This window comes from Pantoea sp. OXWO6B1, from assembly GCF_001641135.1.
Taxonomy (GTDB): Bacteria; Pseudomonadota; Gammaproteobacteria; order Enterobacterales; family Enterobacteriaceae; genus Pantoea; species Pantoea allii.
In genome coordinates this window covers 1,058,914-1,073,523 of record NZ_LWLR01000001.1, presented here as the reverse complement: position 1 = coordinate 1,073,523, position 14,610 = coordinate 1,058,914, and the positions used below count along the sequence as shown (strand labels likewise).

Annotated in this window: 16 protein-coding genes and 1 tRNA gene; 9 read left to right on the top strand and 8 right to left on the bottom strand. The window is 54.0% G+C overall.

Annotation, left to right across the window (positions count from 1 at the left end):
- Positions 1 to 68: 68 nt before the first annotated feature.
- Positions 69 to 1,130: an outer membrane-stress sensor serine endopeptidase DegS gene (gene degS, locus A6A26_RS07270; protein ID WP_063878120.1), complete on the top strand. Its 1,062-nt coding sequence runs from the start codon at positions 69 to 71 to the stop codon at positions 1,128 to 1,130.
- A 118-nt stretch (positions 1,131 to 1,248) separates the two neighbouring features.
- Here degS and epmA read toward each other — a convergent pair whose 3' ends face one another.
- Positions 1,249 to 2,226: an elongation factor P--(R)-beta-lysine ligase gene (gene epmA / locus A6A26_RS07265; RefSeq protein ID WP_063878119.1), complete on the bottom strand. Its 978-nt coding sequence runs from the start codon at positions 2,224 to 2,226 to the stop codon at positions 1,249 to 1,251.
- Between the two features lie 134 nt (positions 2,227 to 2,360).
- On the opposite strand from epmA, the gene A6A26_RS07260 reads away from it, so the two are divergent.
- Complete coding sequence (locus A6A26_RS07260) at positions 2,361 to 2,885, top strand: lipocalin family protein (RefSeq protein ID WP_063878118.1); 525 nt, start codon at positions 2,361 to 2,363, stop codon at positions 2,883 to 2,885.
- A gap of 40 nt (positions 2,886 to 2,925) precedes the next feature.
- On the opposite strand, the gene A6A26_RS07255 is transcribed toward A6A26_RS07260, so the two are convergent.
- From A6A26_RS07255 to efp, 3 genes are all read right to left on the bottom strand, one after another.
- Positions 2,926 to 3,060: an entericidin A/B family lipoprotein gene (locus A6A26_RS07255; RefSeq protein ID WP_014606758.1), complete on the bottom strand. Its 135-nt coding sequence runs from the start codon at positions 3,058 to 3,060 to the stop codon at positions 2,926 to 2,928.
- Between the two features lie 102 nt (positions 3,061 to 3,162).
- Complete coding sequence (locus tag A6A26_RS24695) at positions 3,163 to 3,294, bottom strand: entericidin A/B family lipoprotein (RefSeq protein ID WP_074180990.1); 132 nt, start codon at positions 3,292 to 3,294, stop codon at positions 3,163 to 3,165.
- A 49-nt stretch (positions 3,295 to 3,343) separates the two neighbouring features.
- Entirely contained in the window at positions 3,344 to 3,910 is a 567-nt protein-coding gene (gene efp, locus A6A26_RS07250) for an elongation factor P (protein ID WP_013024304.1), read from the bottom strand.
- A 40-nt stretch (positions 3,911 to 3,950) separates the two neighbouring features.
- Here efp and epmB point away from each other — a divergent pair, with 40 nt between their 5' ends.
- Positions 3,951 to 4,979: an EF-P beta-lysylation protein EpmB gene (gene epmB, locus A6A26_RS07245; protein ID WP_063878117.1), complete on the top strand. Its 1,029-nt coding sequence runs from the start codon at positions 3,951 to 3,953 to the stop codon at positions 4,977 to 4,979.
- A 190-nt stretch (positions 4,980 to 5,169) separates the two neighbouring features.
- Here the strand turns inward: epmB and A6A26_RS07240 are convergent, their stop codons facing one another.
- The 4 genes from A6A26_RS07240 to A6A26_RS07225 form a co-directional block, all read right to left on the bottom strand.
- The gene (locus tag A6A26_RS07240) at positions 5,170 to 5,520 is read right to left on the bottom strand and encodes a DUF4156 domain-containing protein (RefSeq protein WP_063878116.1); all 351 of its coding nucleotides are present in this window, start codon (positions 5,518 to 5,520) and stop codon (positions 5,170 to 5,172) included.
- A gap of 191 nt (positions 5,521 to 5,711) precedes the next feature.
- Positions 5,712 to 7,361 carry a chaperonin GroEL gene (gene groL / locus A6A26_RS07235; protein WP_063878115.1) on the bottom strand — a complete coding sequence of 550 codons (1,650 nt, stop codon included), beginning with the start codon at positions 7,359 to 7,361 and terminating at the stop codon, positions 5,712 to 5,714.
- A 48-nt stretch (positions 7,362 to 7,409) separates the two neighbouring features.
- Entirely contained in the window at positions 7,410 to 7,703 is a 294-nt protein-coding gene (locus tag A6A26_RS07230) for a co-chaperone GroES (protein ID WP_014606761.1), read from the bottom strand.
- A gap of 233 nt (positions 7,704 to 7,936) precedes the next feature.
- Positions 7,937 to 8,398, bottom strand: coding sequence for an FxsA family protein (locus tag A6A26_RS07225; RefSeq protein ID WP_096011453.1), 462 nt, complete (start codon positions 8,396 to 8,398; stop codon positions 7,937 to 7,939).
- Between the two features lie 322 nt (positions 8,399 to 8,720).
- On the opposite strand from A6A26_RS07225, the gene aspA reads away from it, so the two are divergent.
- The 6 genes from aspA to A6A26_RS07195 all read left to right on the top strand — a co-directional run bounded on the left by aspA (position 8,721) and on the right by A6A26_RS07195 (position 14,443).
- The gene (gene aspA, locus A6A26_RS07220; protein ID WP_063881083.1) at positions 8,721 to 10,157 is read left to right on the top strand and encodes an aspartate ammonia-lyase; all 1,437 of its coding nucleotides are present in this window, start codon (positions 8,721 to 8,723) and stop codon (positions 10,155 to 10,157) included.
- Positions 10,158 to 10,271: 114 nt separating this feature from the next.
- On the top strand, positions 10,272 to 11,573 hold the full coding sequence (locus A6A26_RS07215; protein ID WP_063878113.1) for an anaerobic C4-dicarboxylate transporter: 1,302 nt from the start codon (positions 10,272 to 10,274) through the stop codon (positions 11,571 to 11,573).
- Between the two features lie 57 nt (positions 11,574 to 11,630).
- Positions 11,631 to 11,945 (top strand): divalent cation tolerance protein CutA, encoded by a 315-nt coding sequence (gene cutA, locus A6A26_RS07210; protein ID WP_063881082.1) that lies wholly within the window; start codon positions 11,631 to 11,633, stop codon positions 11,943 to 11,945.
- Entirely contained in the window at positions 11,921 to 13,618 is a 1,698-nt protein-coding gene (locus tag A6A26_RS07205; RefSeq protein WP_063878112.1) for a protein-disulfide reductase DsbD, read from the top strand. The genes cutA and A6A26_RS07205 overlap by 25 nt, the downstream gene beginning before the upstream one ends.
- Positions 13,619 to 13,682: 64 nt before the next feature.
- Positions 13,683 to 14,261 (top strand): division control transcriptional repressor DicD, encoded by a 579-nt coding sequence (locus tag A6A26_RS07200; protein WP_063878111.1) that lies wholly within the window; start codon positions 13,683 to 13,685, stop codon positions 14,259 to 14,261.
- A 106-nt stretch (positions 14,262 to 14,367) separates the two neighbouring features.
- A tRNA-Phe gene (locus tag A6A26_RS07195) sits at positions 14,368 to 14,443 on the top strand.
- The last annotated feature ends 167 nt before the right edge of the window (positions 14,444 to 14,610 follow it).

Sequence of the window (14,610 nt, the reverse complement as noted above, 5' to 3'; positions counted from 1 at the left end):
AAGCGCGTGTGTGTCCGCCGCTCTCATGTTATTCTCCCCAGCGTTCTCCCCTGACGTGATTTAACACCATGTTTCTTAAACTCTTGCGTTCAGTGGTGTTGGGACTGATTGTTGCGGGCATCTTGCTCGTGGCGCTGCCCGCACTGCGTTTGGGCAGTGCTGCCCTGTATAGTCAAAATGACAGTAACGACGAAACGCCCTTTGGCTTTAATCAAGGGGTGAGGCGTGCCGTGCCTGCCGTTGTGAACGTTTACAACCGCAGCGCACATGGGAACAACAACCACGGTATCACCACGCTGGGTTCGGGCGTGATTATGAATACCAAGGGCTACATCCTGACCAACAAGCACGTCATCAACAATGCCGATCAGATAATCGTCGCCCTGCAGGATGGCCGCTTTTTTGAAGCCACTCTGGTCGGTTCAGATGCCATGACCGATTTGGCCGTGTTGAAAATTACCGCTTCTAATCTGCCGGTTATCCCCATTAATCCCAAACGCGTCGCGCATATTGGCGATGTGGTGATGGCTATCGGCAATCCCTACAACCTGGGACAAACGGTTACCCAAGGCATTATCAGTGCGACAGGCCGTGTTGGGCTTAGCTCTTCAGGCCGCCAGAACTTCCTGCAAACCGATGCCTCCATCAATCAGGGGAATTCAGGCGGTGCGCTGATCAACTCCCTGGGCGAACTTATGGGCATTAACACCCTGACGTTCGATAAAAGCAGCGATGGCGAAACGCCAGAGGGGATCGGTTTTGCTATTCCCACGCCGCTGGCGTCCAAAATCATGGATAAGCTGATCCGCGATGGTCGGGTGATACGCGGCTATATCGGGATCACCGCCCGAGAGGTGCCGCCGTTACACGGTCAGGGCAACAGTCTTGATCGGGTTCAGGGCATTATCGTCAGCGTGGTTACCCCCGGCGGGCCTGCTGAGAAAGCCGGTATTCAGGCAAATGATGTGCTGCTGAGCGTAGACGGTAAACCGGCTATATCGGCACAGGAAACCATGGACCAGGTTGCTGAAATTCGCCCCGGATCGGTAGTTGATGTCCAGGTGCTGCGCAATGACAAGAAGCTGACGCTGCCGGTAACGATTCTGGAGTTTCCCGATAACAGTCAGTAGGTCAGGTAAGCCGGCGCCCGGCGCAATGCGGTGAAGGGCAATCCTGGCCCTCCTGGTGTTCTGCCTGCGCGGCGCGGCTTTTCAGCTGCGCCGGTTTTCAGGGCTGGGGCGGCAAGACTTAGCAGCGGTCTACCGGAAACGCGATCACCTCAGACAGCGATTCTGCGTTCAGTGCCAGCATGATCAAACGATCCACACCCAGAGCGACGCCAGAACTGGCCGGCATACCGTGTTCCAGCGCGGCCAGCAGGTAGGTATCAATGGGATGTTGCGGCAGACCGCGCGCCGCACGCCGACGGTTATCCTGTTCAAAGCGCTGACGCTGTTCACGGCTGTCGGTGAGTTCACGGAAACCATTCGCCAGCTCAATACCTTTGTAGTAAACCTCAAAGCGTTCAGCCACCCGATGATCTTCGGTGCTGATCTCCGCTAATGCCGCCTGGCTGGCCGGAAAGTGATAGATAAAGCACGGCTTGTCCTGGCCAATTTTGGGTTCCACGCCCAGCATAAACAGCAGCATCAGCAAGGTATCGCGATCGTCTTCCCGGCTCGCCAGCTCGCCCTCACCCAGTTTTTCCGCCGCTTCGCGCAGCTGCGCTTTGTCAGCGGAAAGCGGGTCCAGCTCAAGGTGGCGAATAAAGGCCTGCTGATAAGAGAGCGACTCTGCGCTGTCACACTCCAGCACCTGCTGCAGCAGATCATCAACTTCATTCATCAACCGGTACATATCATAGTGGGGGCGATACCACTCCAGCATGGTGAACTCAGGGTTGTGATACCGTCCGGCCTCTTCATTGCGGAAGCTGCGGCCCATTTGATAGATGGGTCCACTCCCGGCAGCCAGCAGGCGTTTCATGTGGTATTCCGGGCTGGTCATCAGCCAGAGGTCGCGGCCTTCGGACATGCCAGGCCCGACAAAGCGCGTCTGGAAGGGCACCAGATGGATGTCAGTTATTGTGGCCTGACTCATCGCTGGCGTGTCGACTTCCAGTACGCCACGATCGGCGAAGAAACGACGTACTTCAGCAATGATGGCTGCGCGTTTAATTAAATTGGCAATGGAAGCGCCAGGTTGCCAGCTTGCCGTTTCACTCATGGTGATGACTCCAGATACAAATAAGGGAGGGAAGTCTACTCGCAATGTGGGTGGCAAACAATCGTGGCGCAAACCTGTCCAGGAAACGGCGGGGGTTCTATAATTAACAGGCTAAATCACAAAGGAATCTTTTTATGTCTCCATGGAAAACATTGGTCGCCAGCGTAAGTGCATTTCTGTCTGTTGCCTGCTCAACTACCCCGCCGAAAAACGTTACCGTCATTGAAAACTTCGACAGCCAGCGTTACCTCGGTCAGTGGTACGAGATCGCCCGGCTGGATCATGGCTTTGAACGCGGCCTGGAACAGGTCACGGCAAATTACAGCCCGCGTGAGGATGGCGGTCTGAAAGTTGTTAATCGCGGCTATAACGTCAAAAAACAGCGTTGGCAGGAAAGCGTAGGCAAAGCTTACTTTACTGGCGACAAGCAGCGTGCGGCGCTGAAGGTCTCGTTCTTTGGTCCATTTTACGGTGGCTACAACGTGATAGCGCTGGATTCCGACTACCAATATGCGCTGGTATGCGGCCCTAACCGCCACTATCTGTGGATTCTGTCACGGACGCCGCAGTTGGATGAAGGCGTGAAACAAAAGCTGGTGCAGCAGGCACGCCAGGCCGGTTTCCCGGTTGATGAGCTGATTTGGGTTAAGCAGGGATAAAAGAAAGCCGGTACGAAAAGGTTCGTACCGGTTTTTTCATTTACTGCGCACTGCGCTGAATCGCGTGGCCGCCCGCTTCAACGTCTTCGCCGACGCCGCGCGTGGTGTTGCAGCCAGAAAGCAGTGCAGAGAACATCATCACAGAGAAAATCGCAACAATACTTTTCTTTAACATATCCATATCCTTTTTGATTGCATTATAAGTACAGCTTTTAAAGCATAGACTGATTACGCAACGCCGCGAGCCTGAGCTGCGGAAAAAGGAAACGTGGATAAGTTATTTAGCCGCGCGAGAGATAGCGCCGCCCAAGTGAGAAACATCTTCGCCAAAACCGTGGAAGGTGTTACAGGCGCTTAGTCCAGAAGTGACAAGCAACGCCAACGCGATAAGTTTTGCCCGTTTTTTCATGGTGAACTCACTCAAGAAAAAGGCGCATCAGAGAATGCGCCTTTCATGTTTATTTTACGCGTGACACGTATTCGCCAGAGCGGGTGTCAACTTTCACCACCTCACCAATCTGCACGAACAATGGCACTTTAATGACTGCACCCGTTGACAGTGTCGCTGGCTTGCCGCCTGTACCTGCGGTATCACCTTTCAGGCCTGGGTCGGTTTCAATGACTTCTGCCTCAACAAAGTTTGGTGGCTGAACCGCAATCGGTTTATCGTTCCATAAGGTTACGATACACTCCGCGTTGTCCTGCAACCACTTCTGTACTTCGTCCAGCACTTTTGCTTCAACCTGATACTGCTCAAAGCTTTCAGGGTGCATGAAGTAGTAGAAATCACCGTCGTTGTAAGAATACTGCAGCGTCATATCCTTCACGTCTGCGCCTTCGGCAGAATCCGTTGATTTGAAGGTTTTTTCAACGCGTGAACCGGTCAGCAGACGACGCATTTTTACACGTGCAAACGCCTGACCTTTACCCGGCTTAACGAACTCGCTTGATTCGATGGCATAAGGTTCGCCTTCGAACATGATTTTAAGACCGGGACGGAAATCGTTGCTAAGATAAGTCGCCATAAAGGCCCTCTGTAGATATTAACTGGTAATAGCCAAAAAAATGGCACACATTGTAACCCTAAATTCCCCTTCCAGAGAAGATTGGTTGCAGCAACTTGCTGATGTTGTCACTGATCCTCATGAATTACTGCAACTTTTAGCGCTCGACCATCATCCGGATCTGGCTGCTGGCAGTGACGCACGCCGACTTTTTGCGCTGCGCGTGCCGCGCGCCTTTATCCAACGGATGAAAAAAGGCGATGCACGGGACCCGCTCCTGCTACAGGTACTGACCAGCCGTCAGGAGTTTATCGACGCGCCAGGTTATAGCACCGATCCACTCGATGAACAAAATAGCGTGGTGCCGGGATTACTGCACAAATATAACAATCGTGCCTTGCTGTTGGTCAAAGGCGGCTGCGCCGTGAACTGCCGTTACTGCTTTCGCCGTCATTTTCCTTACCAGGATAATCAGGGCAACAAGCGTAACTGGCAGGCCGCGCTGGATTATATTGCCGCTCATCCGGAACTGGATGAGATTATCTTTTCCGGCGGCGATCCCTTAATGGCAAAAGATCATGAGCTGGCCTGGCTCATTGACGCGCTGGCCGCTATCCCGCATCTGAAACGGCTACGTATTCACAGCCGACTGCCGGTGGTGATTCCGGATCGCATCACGGCAACGCTGTGTCAGATGCTGGCTGAGACGCGGCTTCAGGTATTGATGGTAACCCATATCAACCACGCCCGTGAGATTGATGAGGCACTCTGCGATGCCATGCTGCGCCTGAAACGTGCTGGCGTTACGCTGCTTAATCAGAGCGTGCTGCTGCGCGGCGTGAATGATGAGGCGCAAACCCTGGCGGCGCTGAGCAATGCGCTGTTCAATGCCGGCATTCTGCCCTACTACCTGCATGTGCTGGACAAGGTGCAGGGCGCGGCGCATTTCTATGTTTCCGATGAGGAAGCCCGCGCGCTGATGCGCGGCCTGTTGCCCTTAGTCTCCGGTTATCTGGTGCCTAAGCTGGCACGAGAAATCGGCGGCGAGCCGAGCAAAACGCCGCTGGATTTACAGCTTCGTCAGGAATAAAAACGCAGTCGCCTGGGCGGTCAATCATGCATGCTCATGGCCGCCCGGACAGACCACGCACGCGGAAGGTCGCGTCCGGCATCCGCTGGCACATCACAGGTCGTGAATACGGCGACCACACATCAGCCATAAAAAAACGACCGGCTCGCAGGCCGGTCGTCTCAAAAAACTCTGCTTATTCAGCGGACAATCAGTTAGGGCACTTATAAACCTGGCCAGTCATTTTGCTGTCGAGTGGTGCAAAGGCTGACAGCAGATTTTGTGTCGGGCTGGTCGCACCATAAATGACATTGCCGCCCATCTCTGCTGCACGGTTACGCAGGTCGTTAGCTGCACCACGCAGTGCGCTGGTTTCACCACCGGCTCCGCTTAACCAGTTACTTTGCGAGCCGGTCAGGCTACCCAGAAGCTGACATTGTTTGCCAGGTTGCTGGTCGGTAAAGGTGACGCGCTGACCAGCAGAAGTCAGGTCGGTAGAGCTGCTGCAGCCTGTAAGCAATAACGCACCAGCCGTAAGACCGAGCAAGAGGTTAATACGCATTATAATCCCCATTTATTATCATCAGTGTCGGATGGCAGCGTAGCAGAAAAACACGCATTTTTTCTGAACATTCATTGCCCTAATCCGTGCCAACGTCACCGTTGCGCCACTACTTATACCTTTTCCTCAGCAAAAGAAAAACCCCCGACCGTTTCCGATCGGGGGTTCTTATGACGCAAGCGTCAGGGCAATTACATCATGCCGCCCATACCGCCCATGCCACCCATACCGCCAGCGCCTGCACCTAAGTCTGGTGCATCGCCTTTCGGCAGGTCAGTGACCATACATTCGGTGGTGATCATCAGGCCAGCAACCGACGCCGCGTACTGCAGAGCAGAGCGAGTCACTTTGGTTGGGTCCAGAATACCGAAGTCGATCATGTTGCCGTATTCTTCAGTCTGCGCGTTATAACCGTAGTTACCGTCGCCTGCTTTCACGTTGTTTGCTACAACAGAAGGCTCTTCGCCGGCGTTAGATACGATTTGACGCAGTGGTGATTCCATTGCGCGCAGCGCAACTTTGATACCCACGTTCTGGTCTTCGTTCTGACCACGCAGCTCGGTCAGCAGTGCTGCAACGCGAACCAGCGCCACGCCACCACCCGCAACCACGCCTTCTTCTACCGCAGCACGGGTTGCGTGCAGGGCATCTTCAACGCGGGCTTTTTTCTCTTTCATTTCAACTTCAGTTGCTGCGCCCACTTTCAGTACGGCAACACCGCCTGCCAGTTTCGCGACGCGCTCCTGCAGTTTTTCTTTGTCGTAGTCAGACGTGGCTTCTTCGATCTGCTGACGAATCTGGGTTACGCGGCCCTGAATAGTAGCCTCTTCACCTACGCCATCAATGATGGTGGTGGTGTCTTTGTTGATCACCACACGCTTCGCCTGACCCAGATCTTCCAGGGCTGCTTTCTCCAGTTCCATACCGATCTCTTCAGAGATAACGGTACCACCGGTCAGGATAGCGATATCCTGCAGCATGGCTTTACGACGGTCGCCGAAGCCAGGCGCTTTAACCGCAGCCACTTTCACGATACCGCGCATGGTGTTAACCACCAGGGTCGCCAGCGCTTCGCCTTCGACGTCTTCCGCGATGATCAGCAGAGGTTTGCCGGCTTTCGCAACGGCTTCCAGCACTGGCAGCATTTCACGGATGTTAGAAATTTTCTTGTCAGCCAGCAGGATGAACGGTGATTCCAGCTCAATTGCGCCCGTCTCTGGCTTGTTGATGAAGTAAGGAGACAGGTAGCCGCGATCGAACTGCATACCTTCAACCACGTCCAGCTCGTCCTGCAGACCGGTGCCTTCTTCAACGGTGATAACGCCTTCTTTGCCCACTTTTTCCATTGCCTGAGCAATCAGTGTACCCACGGTTTCATCGGAGTTCGCAGAGATGGTACCAACCTGAGCAATGGCTTTAGAGTCTGAGCAAGGCACAGACAGTTTTTTCAGTTCTTCAACCGCAGCGATAACCGCCTGGTCGATACCGCGCTTCAGATCCATCGGGTTCATGCCCGCCGCAACGGCTTTCAGGCCTTCGGTGATGATGGACTGCGCCAGAACGGTTGCAGTGGTGGTACCGTCGCCCGCAGCGTCGTTCGCTTTAGAGGCCACTTCTTTCACCATCTGTGCGCCCATGTTTTCGAACTTGTCTTCCAGCTCGATTTCACGCGCAACAGAGACACCATCTTTAGTGATGGTCGGTGCACCAAAAGATTTATCCAGAACCACGTTACGGCCTTTCGGGCCCAGGGTAACTTTTACTGCATCTGCCAGTACGTTCACGCCACGCAACATTTTTACGCGTGCGTCATTACCGAATTTTACGTCTTTAGCTGCCATTTCAAATTTCCCTTAAATTCGTTTCGTTCAGTGAATTACGCGTAAAACTTACGCTTCAACAATCGCCAGAATGTCGCTTTCAGAGATGATCAGGACTTCTTCGTTGTCGATTTTTTCAGTTTTGGCACCGTAGCCTTCGCTGAAGATCACTACGTCACCAACTTGTACGTCCAGCGGCTTCACTTCGCCACTTTCAAGGATACGGCCTTTGCCCACAGCCAGAACTTCACCACGAGTGGATTTGCCTGCTGCAGAACCGGTCAGCACAATGCCACCCGCTGACTTAGCTTCAACTTCTTTACGCTTCACGATGACACGATCGTGTAATGGACGAATTTTCATTTGATAGCTCTCCTTTGAGAAGTCCAATCATTCATTTTTGGGTTGAATACCGGGCTGTGTGGCTTCCGGCCTCGTGACCAGAGAGATAGGGCCGCGACCTGACACTTTCAAGGGGGCAACCCACAAATTTTTTTAGTCTGATGGCACAACTGGCGACTTTTTAGACAAACCAGGCGAACTGGCTAAAAGACAAACAAAAAGCGCGACCTGAGGTCGCGCCTGAGAGGCAGAGATTAACGATCTTTAGGATCGTCATGATGTTCAAGACGATCGCTGTCTTTGCGTTCGAACTCGCCGTCCATCGTGTAACCACTGTCAGGGCCTGCACCGGGTCCACGCCAGACGCGCAGATGCGGCATCAATTTTAACGTCAGGTGTTTCTGCACCGGCGGCAGTAACAGCAGCAAGCCCAGCAGGTCGGTAAAGAAACCTGGCAGCAGCAGCAGGAAACCGGCAATGATCAGCGAAACGCTTTTCACCATTTCCTGCGCCGGGCTTTCGTTACGCGCCAGCTTCTCCTGCATCAGCATAAAGTTTTTCATGCCCTGGTTTTTAACCAAAGACACGCCAATGCATGAGGTGAAAACCACCAGCAGCATAGTGAGCAGCACGCCGAGGACGTGTGCAACCTGAATGAAAAGCGAGATCTCAATCCAGGCCAGTACGAAAAAGATCACTAACGGTAACCAGCGCACCGGATTCTCCTGTGAGTCAGGCTGCCCGGTTGATCGCCCGGCAGCGTGTAAATTCATGATGACAAGATACAGAGATGGTCATTAAGGCCGCCCATTTCAACCACATCAGGCAAATTTTTGCTTCAGGGTTAAATTTGTGAGCGATTTCACATATTGTTAACGTAACGATGCCAGTAAGGTGATCTCTGTTCGCGCTTTTGGGCTGGGTCAGAATAGGATCGTGCTCACCCGCCTGAATACGGATAAAATAGCGGTTCTGGCGCTTCCCCACAAAACAAACACATCATCTGCGATGGTTAGCAGTGACAACAAGAAGGTTATCATGGCGAACAACATTCGTATCGAAGAAGACCTGTTAGGCATGCGCGAAGTTCCGGCGGATGCTTATTATGGCGTTCATACTTTGCGTGCGATTGAGAACTTTTACATCAGCAACAGCAAAATCAGCGATATTCCTGAGTTTGTTCGCGGCATGGTGATGGTGAAAAAAGCAGCGGCAATGGCTAACAAAGAGCTACAAACCCTGCCGCGGGATATCGCCAACATCATTATTCAGGCCTGCGATGAAGTGCTGGACAAAGGTCGCTGCATGGACCAGTTTCCGGTCGATGTGTATCAGGGCGGTGCGGGCACCTCGGTGAATATGAATACCAATGAGGTGCTGGCGAATATTGGCCTGGAGCTGATGGGGCATCAGAAAGGCGAATACCAGTACCTGAATCCAAACGATCACGTTAATAAATGTCAGTCTACCAATGATGCTTACCCGACCGGCTTTCGCATCGCGGTTTACAGCTCCCTGTTGAAACTGCTCGACGGCATCAGTCAGTTAGCCGAGGGCTTCCAGCGTAAAGCTGACGAATTCCAGACCATCTTAAAAATGGGCCGAACGCAGTTACAGGATGCCGTTCCTATGACGCTCGGCCAGGAATTCCACGCATTTAGCGTGCTGCTAAATGAAGAGACCAAGAGCATTTTGCGTACCGGCGAACTGCTTCTGGAGGTTAACCTGGGGGCGACCGCCATCGGTACACGCCTGAATACGCCAGATGGCTACCAACAGTTAGCCGTGCAGAAACTGGCCGAGGTCAGTAACCTGGCGGTGGTGCCAGCGGAAGATCTGATAGAGGCCACCTCCGACTGCGGTGCCTACGTTATGGTGCACTCGTCCCTGAAGCGCCTGGCGGTGAAACTCTCTAAAATCTGTAATGACCTGCGCCTGCTCTCTTCTGGCCCGCGCGCCGGACTCAATGAAATCAACCTCCCGGAGCTGCAGGCCGGTTCCTCTATCATGCCTGCCAAAGTGAATCCGGTCGTGCCTGAGGTGGTGAACCAAGTGTGCTTTAAGGTGATCGGCAACGATACAACGGTCACGATGGCCTCCGAAGCCGGCCAGCTGCAGCTTAACGTGATGGAGCCGGTGATTGGCCAGGCGCTGTTTGAATCGGTCAGCATCCTGACCAACGCCTGTTACAACCTGCTGGAAAAATGCATCAACGGCATCACGGCCAACAAAGCGGTCTGTGAAGCCTACGTGTTTAACTCCATTGGTATTGTCACCTACCTGAACCCGTACATTGGTCACCATAATGGCGACATCGTCGGCAAAATTTGCGCCGAAACCGGTAAAAGCGTGCGCGAGGTGGTTCTGGAGCGCGGCTTGCTTACCGAAAGCGAGCTGGACGATATTTTCTCCGTGCAGAACCTGATGTATCCGGTTTACAAAGCCAAACGTTATACCGATGAAAACGAACAATAAGGCTTAATTGCACTTACTGATGTAAAAGGCACATCGTAATCAAAACGATGTGCCTTTTTGTTTGTTAAAAGGATGAGTTTGCTCGTCGACTCATCACAATTTCGGGAGTGGCACATGTTCTTGGTTGAGCTGTTTATCGTCTTGCTGGCGATTTGGCTGGGCGCGCGCCTTGGCGGTATCGGCATTGGGTTTGCCGGCGGCATGGGCGTGCTGATCCTGACGCTGGGTTTTGGTATGAAGCCGGGGGTTATCCCCTTTGATGTAATCGAAATTATCATGGCCGTCATCGCCGCGATTGCAGCCATGCAGGTGGCGGGCGGGATGGATTATCTGGTCAGCCTTGCCGAGCGGTTACTGCGCCGTCATCCCCGTTATGTCACTTTTCTTGCGCCACTGGTGACCTATATGATGACGCTGCTGGCTGGCACCGGTCACACTGCATTCTCCACCTTACCCGTCATTGCCGAAGTGGCGAAGGAACAAGGCGTCCGCCCTTCCCGGCCTTTATCAATTGCGGTTGTCGCCTCTCAGGTCGCGATTACCGCCTCCCCCATTTCCGCTGCAGTGGTGTTCTTTGCCACGCTGCTGGAACCGCGTGGGGTGAGCTATATCATGCTGCTGGCGATTGCCATTCCGGCCACCATGGTTGGGCTGTTTCTTGCCGCCCTGGTGACCAACTTCCTGGGTAAAGAGCTGAAAGATGATGAGGTCTATCAGGCGCGACTGGCTAAAGGCGAAGTGACGCTGCGCGGTGCCACGGTTTACCAGGCGAAGCCCGGGGCCAAAAAATCGGTCCTGCTCTTTCTGGTCGGTATTGCCGCCGTGGTGATTTACGCCACCGTCACCAGCGAAAGCGTCCACCTGATCGCTAACCCGCCGCTGCCGCGCAATGAGGCGATCGTCGTGTTTATGCTCACCATTGCTACGCTGATCAGTCTGACCTGCAAAATTGATACCGGTGCTATCCTCAGCGCCAGCACCTTCAAGTCCGGCATGAGTGCCTGTATCTGTGTGATGGGCGTAGCCTGGCTTGGCGATACCTTTGTGAAAGCCCATCTGACAGATATTCAAATGCTGGCGGGCGACACGCTAAAAACCTACCCATGGATGCTGGCGCTGGTGCTGTTCTTCTCTTCCATGCTGCTCTATTCGCAGGCGGCCACCGCAAAAGCCCTGCTGCCCGCCGCGTTAGCGCTTGGCGTGACACCGCTGACGGCTATCGCCTCTTTTGCCGCCGTTTCTGCGCTGTTTGTCTTACCCACCTATCCCACGCTGTTAGCCGCTGTCGAGATGGATGATACCGGTTCGACCCGAATCGGTAAGTTTGTGTTCAATCATGCCTTTATTATTCCGGGCGTGCTGGCTATCACTTTGTCCGTCATGTGTGGCTTTATCTTTGGTGGGCTATTGCTGTAATCACAGCGGCGCGGTGAACGTGCTACTATCGGCGTTATTTCCAGGAGATTCCTCATGATGAACGCCGTAGTCATCCTCTGTACTGCCCCGGATCAGGCCTGTGCGCAACAGTTGGCAACCCTGGCGCTTCAGGCCAGGTTAGCCGCCTGTGTCACCCTCTTACCCGGAGCGACCTCCTGTTACATCTGGCAGGGCCAACTGGAGCAGACCAGCGAAGTTCAGATGTTACTCAAATGCGACACTGCGCATCAGCAGGCCCTGATCGACCTGCTCAAGCACGCGCATCCTTACGATGTACCAGAGCTGCTGGTACTGCCGGTTCAACATGGAGACAGTGAATACTTGTCATGGCTGCACGCATCTCTCGCTTAATCACCCTGGTCCTGGCGCTGTTTATCTGCCTGCAGGCGCAGGCTGACCTGTTTGCCCCAAAAACCACCAGCCGCTTTCTGCCCGTTGATCAGGCTTTTGCCTTTGATTTCGATCAGCACGACTCGCAGCTTAATCTGCACTGGAAAGTCAAAGACGGCTATTACCTTTATCGCCAGCAAATCAAGGTCGTCCCCCATGATGCCCGCATTGCGCCCTTAGCCCTGCCCGCGGGCCAGCCGCATGAAGACGAATTTTTTGGCAAAAGCGAGATTTATCCCCAGGATCTGAGCGTGCCCGTCATGCTGCAGCAGGCGGCGCAAGGGGCGACCCTCAGCGTGACTTATCAAGGCTGTGCCGCCGCAGGCTTCTGTTATCCACCCGAAACCCGCAGCATTCCCCTTTCGCCCGTAGCTGCCACCGCCAGTGCGCCAGCCGTTAAGTCTGTAAGCGCCAGTAGTCCTTTGCCCTTTTCACCCCTGTGGGCGCTGCTGATTGGTATCGGCGTTGCCTTTACGCCGTGCGTATTGCCGATGTATCCACTGATCTCTGGCATCATCCTTGGCGGTAAGCGTCACTATTCGCTGGGCAGGCTGTTTGCACTGGCCATGGTCTATGTGCAGGGGATGGCGCTCACTTATACCGTGCTGGGTGTGATCGTGGCGGCGGCTGGCCTGCGTTTTCAGGCGGCCTTACAGCATCCTTATGTGCTTATCAGCTTATCGGTGCTGTTTATTCTGTTAGCCCTGTCGATGTTTGGCCTTTTCTCGCTTCAGCTCCCCGCCAGCGTACAAACCCGACTGACACTGTGGAGCAACCGTCAGCAGGGCGGCTCACTGCCGGGCGTTTTCCTGATGGGCGCGCTGGCAGGCTTAATCTGTTCGCCCTGCACCACCGCGCCACTCAGCGCCATTCTGCTGTATATCGCCCAGAGCGGTAATCTACTGGCCGGTGCTGGCACCCTGTGGCTGTATGCTGTCGGTATGGGATTACCGCTGATCGCCGTGACGCTGTTTGGTAATCGCTTCCTCCCCAAAAGCGGCCCCTGGATGCAGACCATCAAAGAAGGGTTTGGCTTTGTCATTCTCGCGCTGCCGATCTTCCTGCTGGAGCGGATACTCGGCGATCTATGGGGCGTGCGTTTGTGGAGCCTGCTGGGCGTGGCGTTCTTTGCGTGGGCATTTAGTGCCAGCTTACGCGCCAGCGGCGGTAAATGGCGCGTGGTACAAATTATTATGCTGGCCGCCGCGCTGATCAGCGCCCGCCCGTTGCAGGACTGGGCTTTCGGCAGCGGCGCGCCGCAGCAAAACATCGCACACCTTCCCTTTCAGTCTGTTCAAACCGTTGAACAGGTAGACCAGGCCCTGCAGCAAGCACAGGGGCGCATCACCATGGTGGATCTCTATGCGGACTGGTGCGTGGCCTGTAAAGAGTTTGAGAAATACACCTTTAGCGACAGCGCGGTTCGTGACAGTCTGAACAATGTGCAGTTGTTGCAGGCTAACGTCACGGCGAACACAACCACCGATAATGCGCTGTTGCAGCACCTGAACGTGCTAGGGTTACCCACGATTCTGTTCTTTGATGCGCAAGGAAAAGAGATTCCGGGATCGCGTATCACTGGCTTCCTGAAGGCAGATGATTTTCGTGCGCATTTGCAGAAATTGCGTGAGTAAACAAAACTGGAACCAGGACCCAGTCTGTTGATCAAAACAGGCCTGAATACCAGAGGAAAACGATTTGCAACGTGAACAGATACTCGACCATGCATTAAACGTACTTGAGCAAAATGGTCTGGCGGCCACGTCATCGCTGAAAATCCTGGCCGATGATATGCAGCTCAGCCTGACGCAGCTTGAGCAATTCTGGCCCGATCGTGACGCGCTGCTCTACGATGCATTGCAGTTTCACGCCCAGCAGATTGCACAGTGGCGTCATGACATTTTGCAGAATGACGCCCTGCGCCCGGACCAGAAGCTGATGGCTCGCTATGAAGGATTAAACGAGCAGGTCAGCAAGGGCCGCTTTCCAGGCTGCCTGTTTATCGCCGCCTGCAGTTTTTATCCTCAGCCCGACCAGCCCATCCATCAACTGGCAGAAAAGCAGAAGCGCGCCTCATGGCAATTTACGCATAGCATCTTGACCTCGCTTGGCCTGGATAACCCCAGTATGGTTGCCGATCAGATGGAGCTGATCCTCGAAGGCTGCCTGAGCAAACTGCTGGTTAAACGTAACGTGCAGGACGTTGACGTGGCTAAACGCCTGGCGGAAGACGTATTGAGCATCGCTCTCTGCCGTAAAAACGGCGCGCTGGCCTGAGTTTTTGCCTCTTTGACTGAAATTCAGGCAATCAGTCACGTTTTACGTGGTTTTTTTATCAAAGCCGTTGACGGCCTGCGGCCTTTACGGTTTAATGCGCCCCGTTGCCCGAATAGCTCAGTCGGTAGAGCAGGGGATTGAAAATCCCCGTGTCCCTGGTTCGATTCCGGGTTCGGGCACCACAAATTTGAAACCCTCGCTTCGGCGGGGGTTTTTGCGTTTTGGGGCTTTTAAAGCTGCGCCTCAGTGGGTGAGTAAACTCGATTTAGGTGATGGTAAGGTTTTTGATTTCCAGGTTTGGGGTGATTGTCGAGATTTCTACGAAAGGATGCACGGAGCAGATGGGCGG

Bases quoted from the DNA above. Each gene is read 5' to 3' on its own strand.
- epmB (WP_063878117.1), top strand. From the start codon at position 3,951: ATGGCACACATTGTAACCCTAAATTCCCCTTCCAGAGAAGATTGGTTG.
- groL (WP_063878115.1), bottom strand. From the start codon at position 7,361: ATGGCAGCTAAAGACGTAAAATTCGGTAATGACGCACGCGTAAAAATG.
- A6A26_RS07255 (WP_014606758.1), bottom strand. From the start codon at position 3,060: ATGTTAAAGAAAAGTATTGTTGCGATTTTCTCTGTGATGATGTTCTCT.
- A6A26_RS24695 (WP_074180990.1), bottom strand. From the start codon at position 3,294: ATGAAAAAACGGGCAAAACTTATCGCGTTGGCGTTGCTTGTCACTTCT.
- aspA (WP_063881083.1), top strand. From the start codon at position 8,721: ATGGCGAACAACATTCGTATCGAAGAAGACCTGTTAGGCATGCGCGAA.
- epmA (WP_063878119.1), bottom strand. From the start codon at position 2,226: ATGAGTGAAACGGCAAGCTGGCAACCTGGCGCTTCCATTGCCAATTTA.
- A6A26_RS07230 (WP_014606761.1), bottom strand. From the start codon at position 7,703: ATGAAAATTCGTCCATTACACGATCGTGTCATCGTGAAGCGTAAAGAA.
- A6A26_RS07260 (WP_063878118.1), top strand. From the start codon at position 2,361: ATGTCTCCATGGAAAACATTGGTCGCCAGCGTAAGTGCATTTCTGTCT.
- degS (WP_063878120.1), top strand. From the start codon at position 69: ATGTTTCTTAAACTCTTGCGTTCAGTGGTGTTGGGACTGATTGTTGCG.
- cutA (WP_063881082.1), top strand. From the start codon at position 11,631: ATGAACGCCGTAGTCATCCTCTGTACTGCCCCGGATCAGGCCTGTGCG.
- A6A26_RS07240 (WP_063878116.1), bottom strand. From the start codon at position 5,520: ATGCGTATTAACCTCTTGCTCGGTCTTACGGCTGGTGCGTTATTGCTT.
- A6A26_RS07215 (WP_063878113.1), top strand. From the start codon at position 10,272: ATGTTCTTGGTTGAGCTGTTTATCGTCTTGCTGGCGATTTGGCTGGGC.
- efp (WP_013024304.1), bottom strand. From the start codon at position 3,910: ATGGCGACTTATCTTAGCAACGATTTCCGTCCCGGTCTTAAAATCATG.
- A6A26_RS07205 (WP_063878112.1), top strand. From the start codon at position 11,921: ATGGCTGCACGCATCTCTCGCTTAATCACCCTGGTCCTGGCGCTGTTT.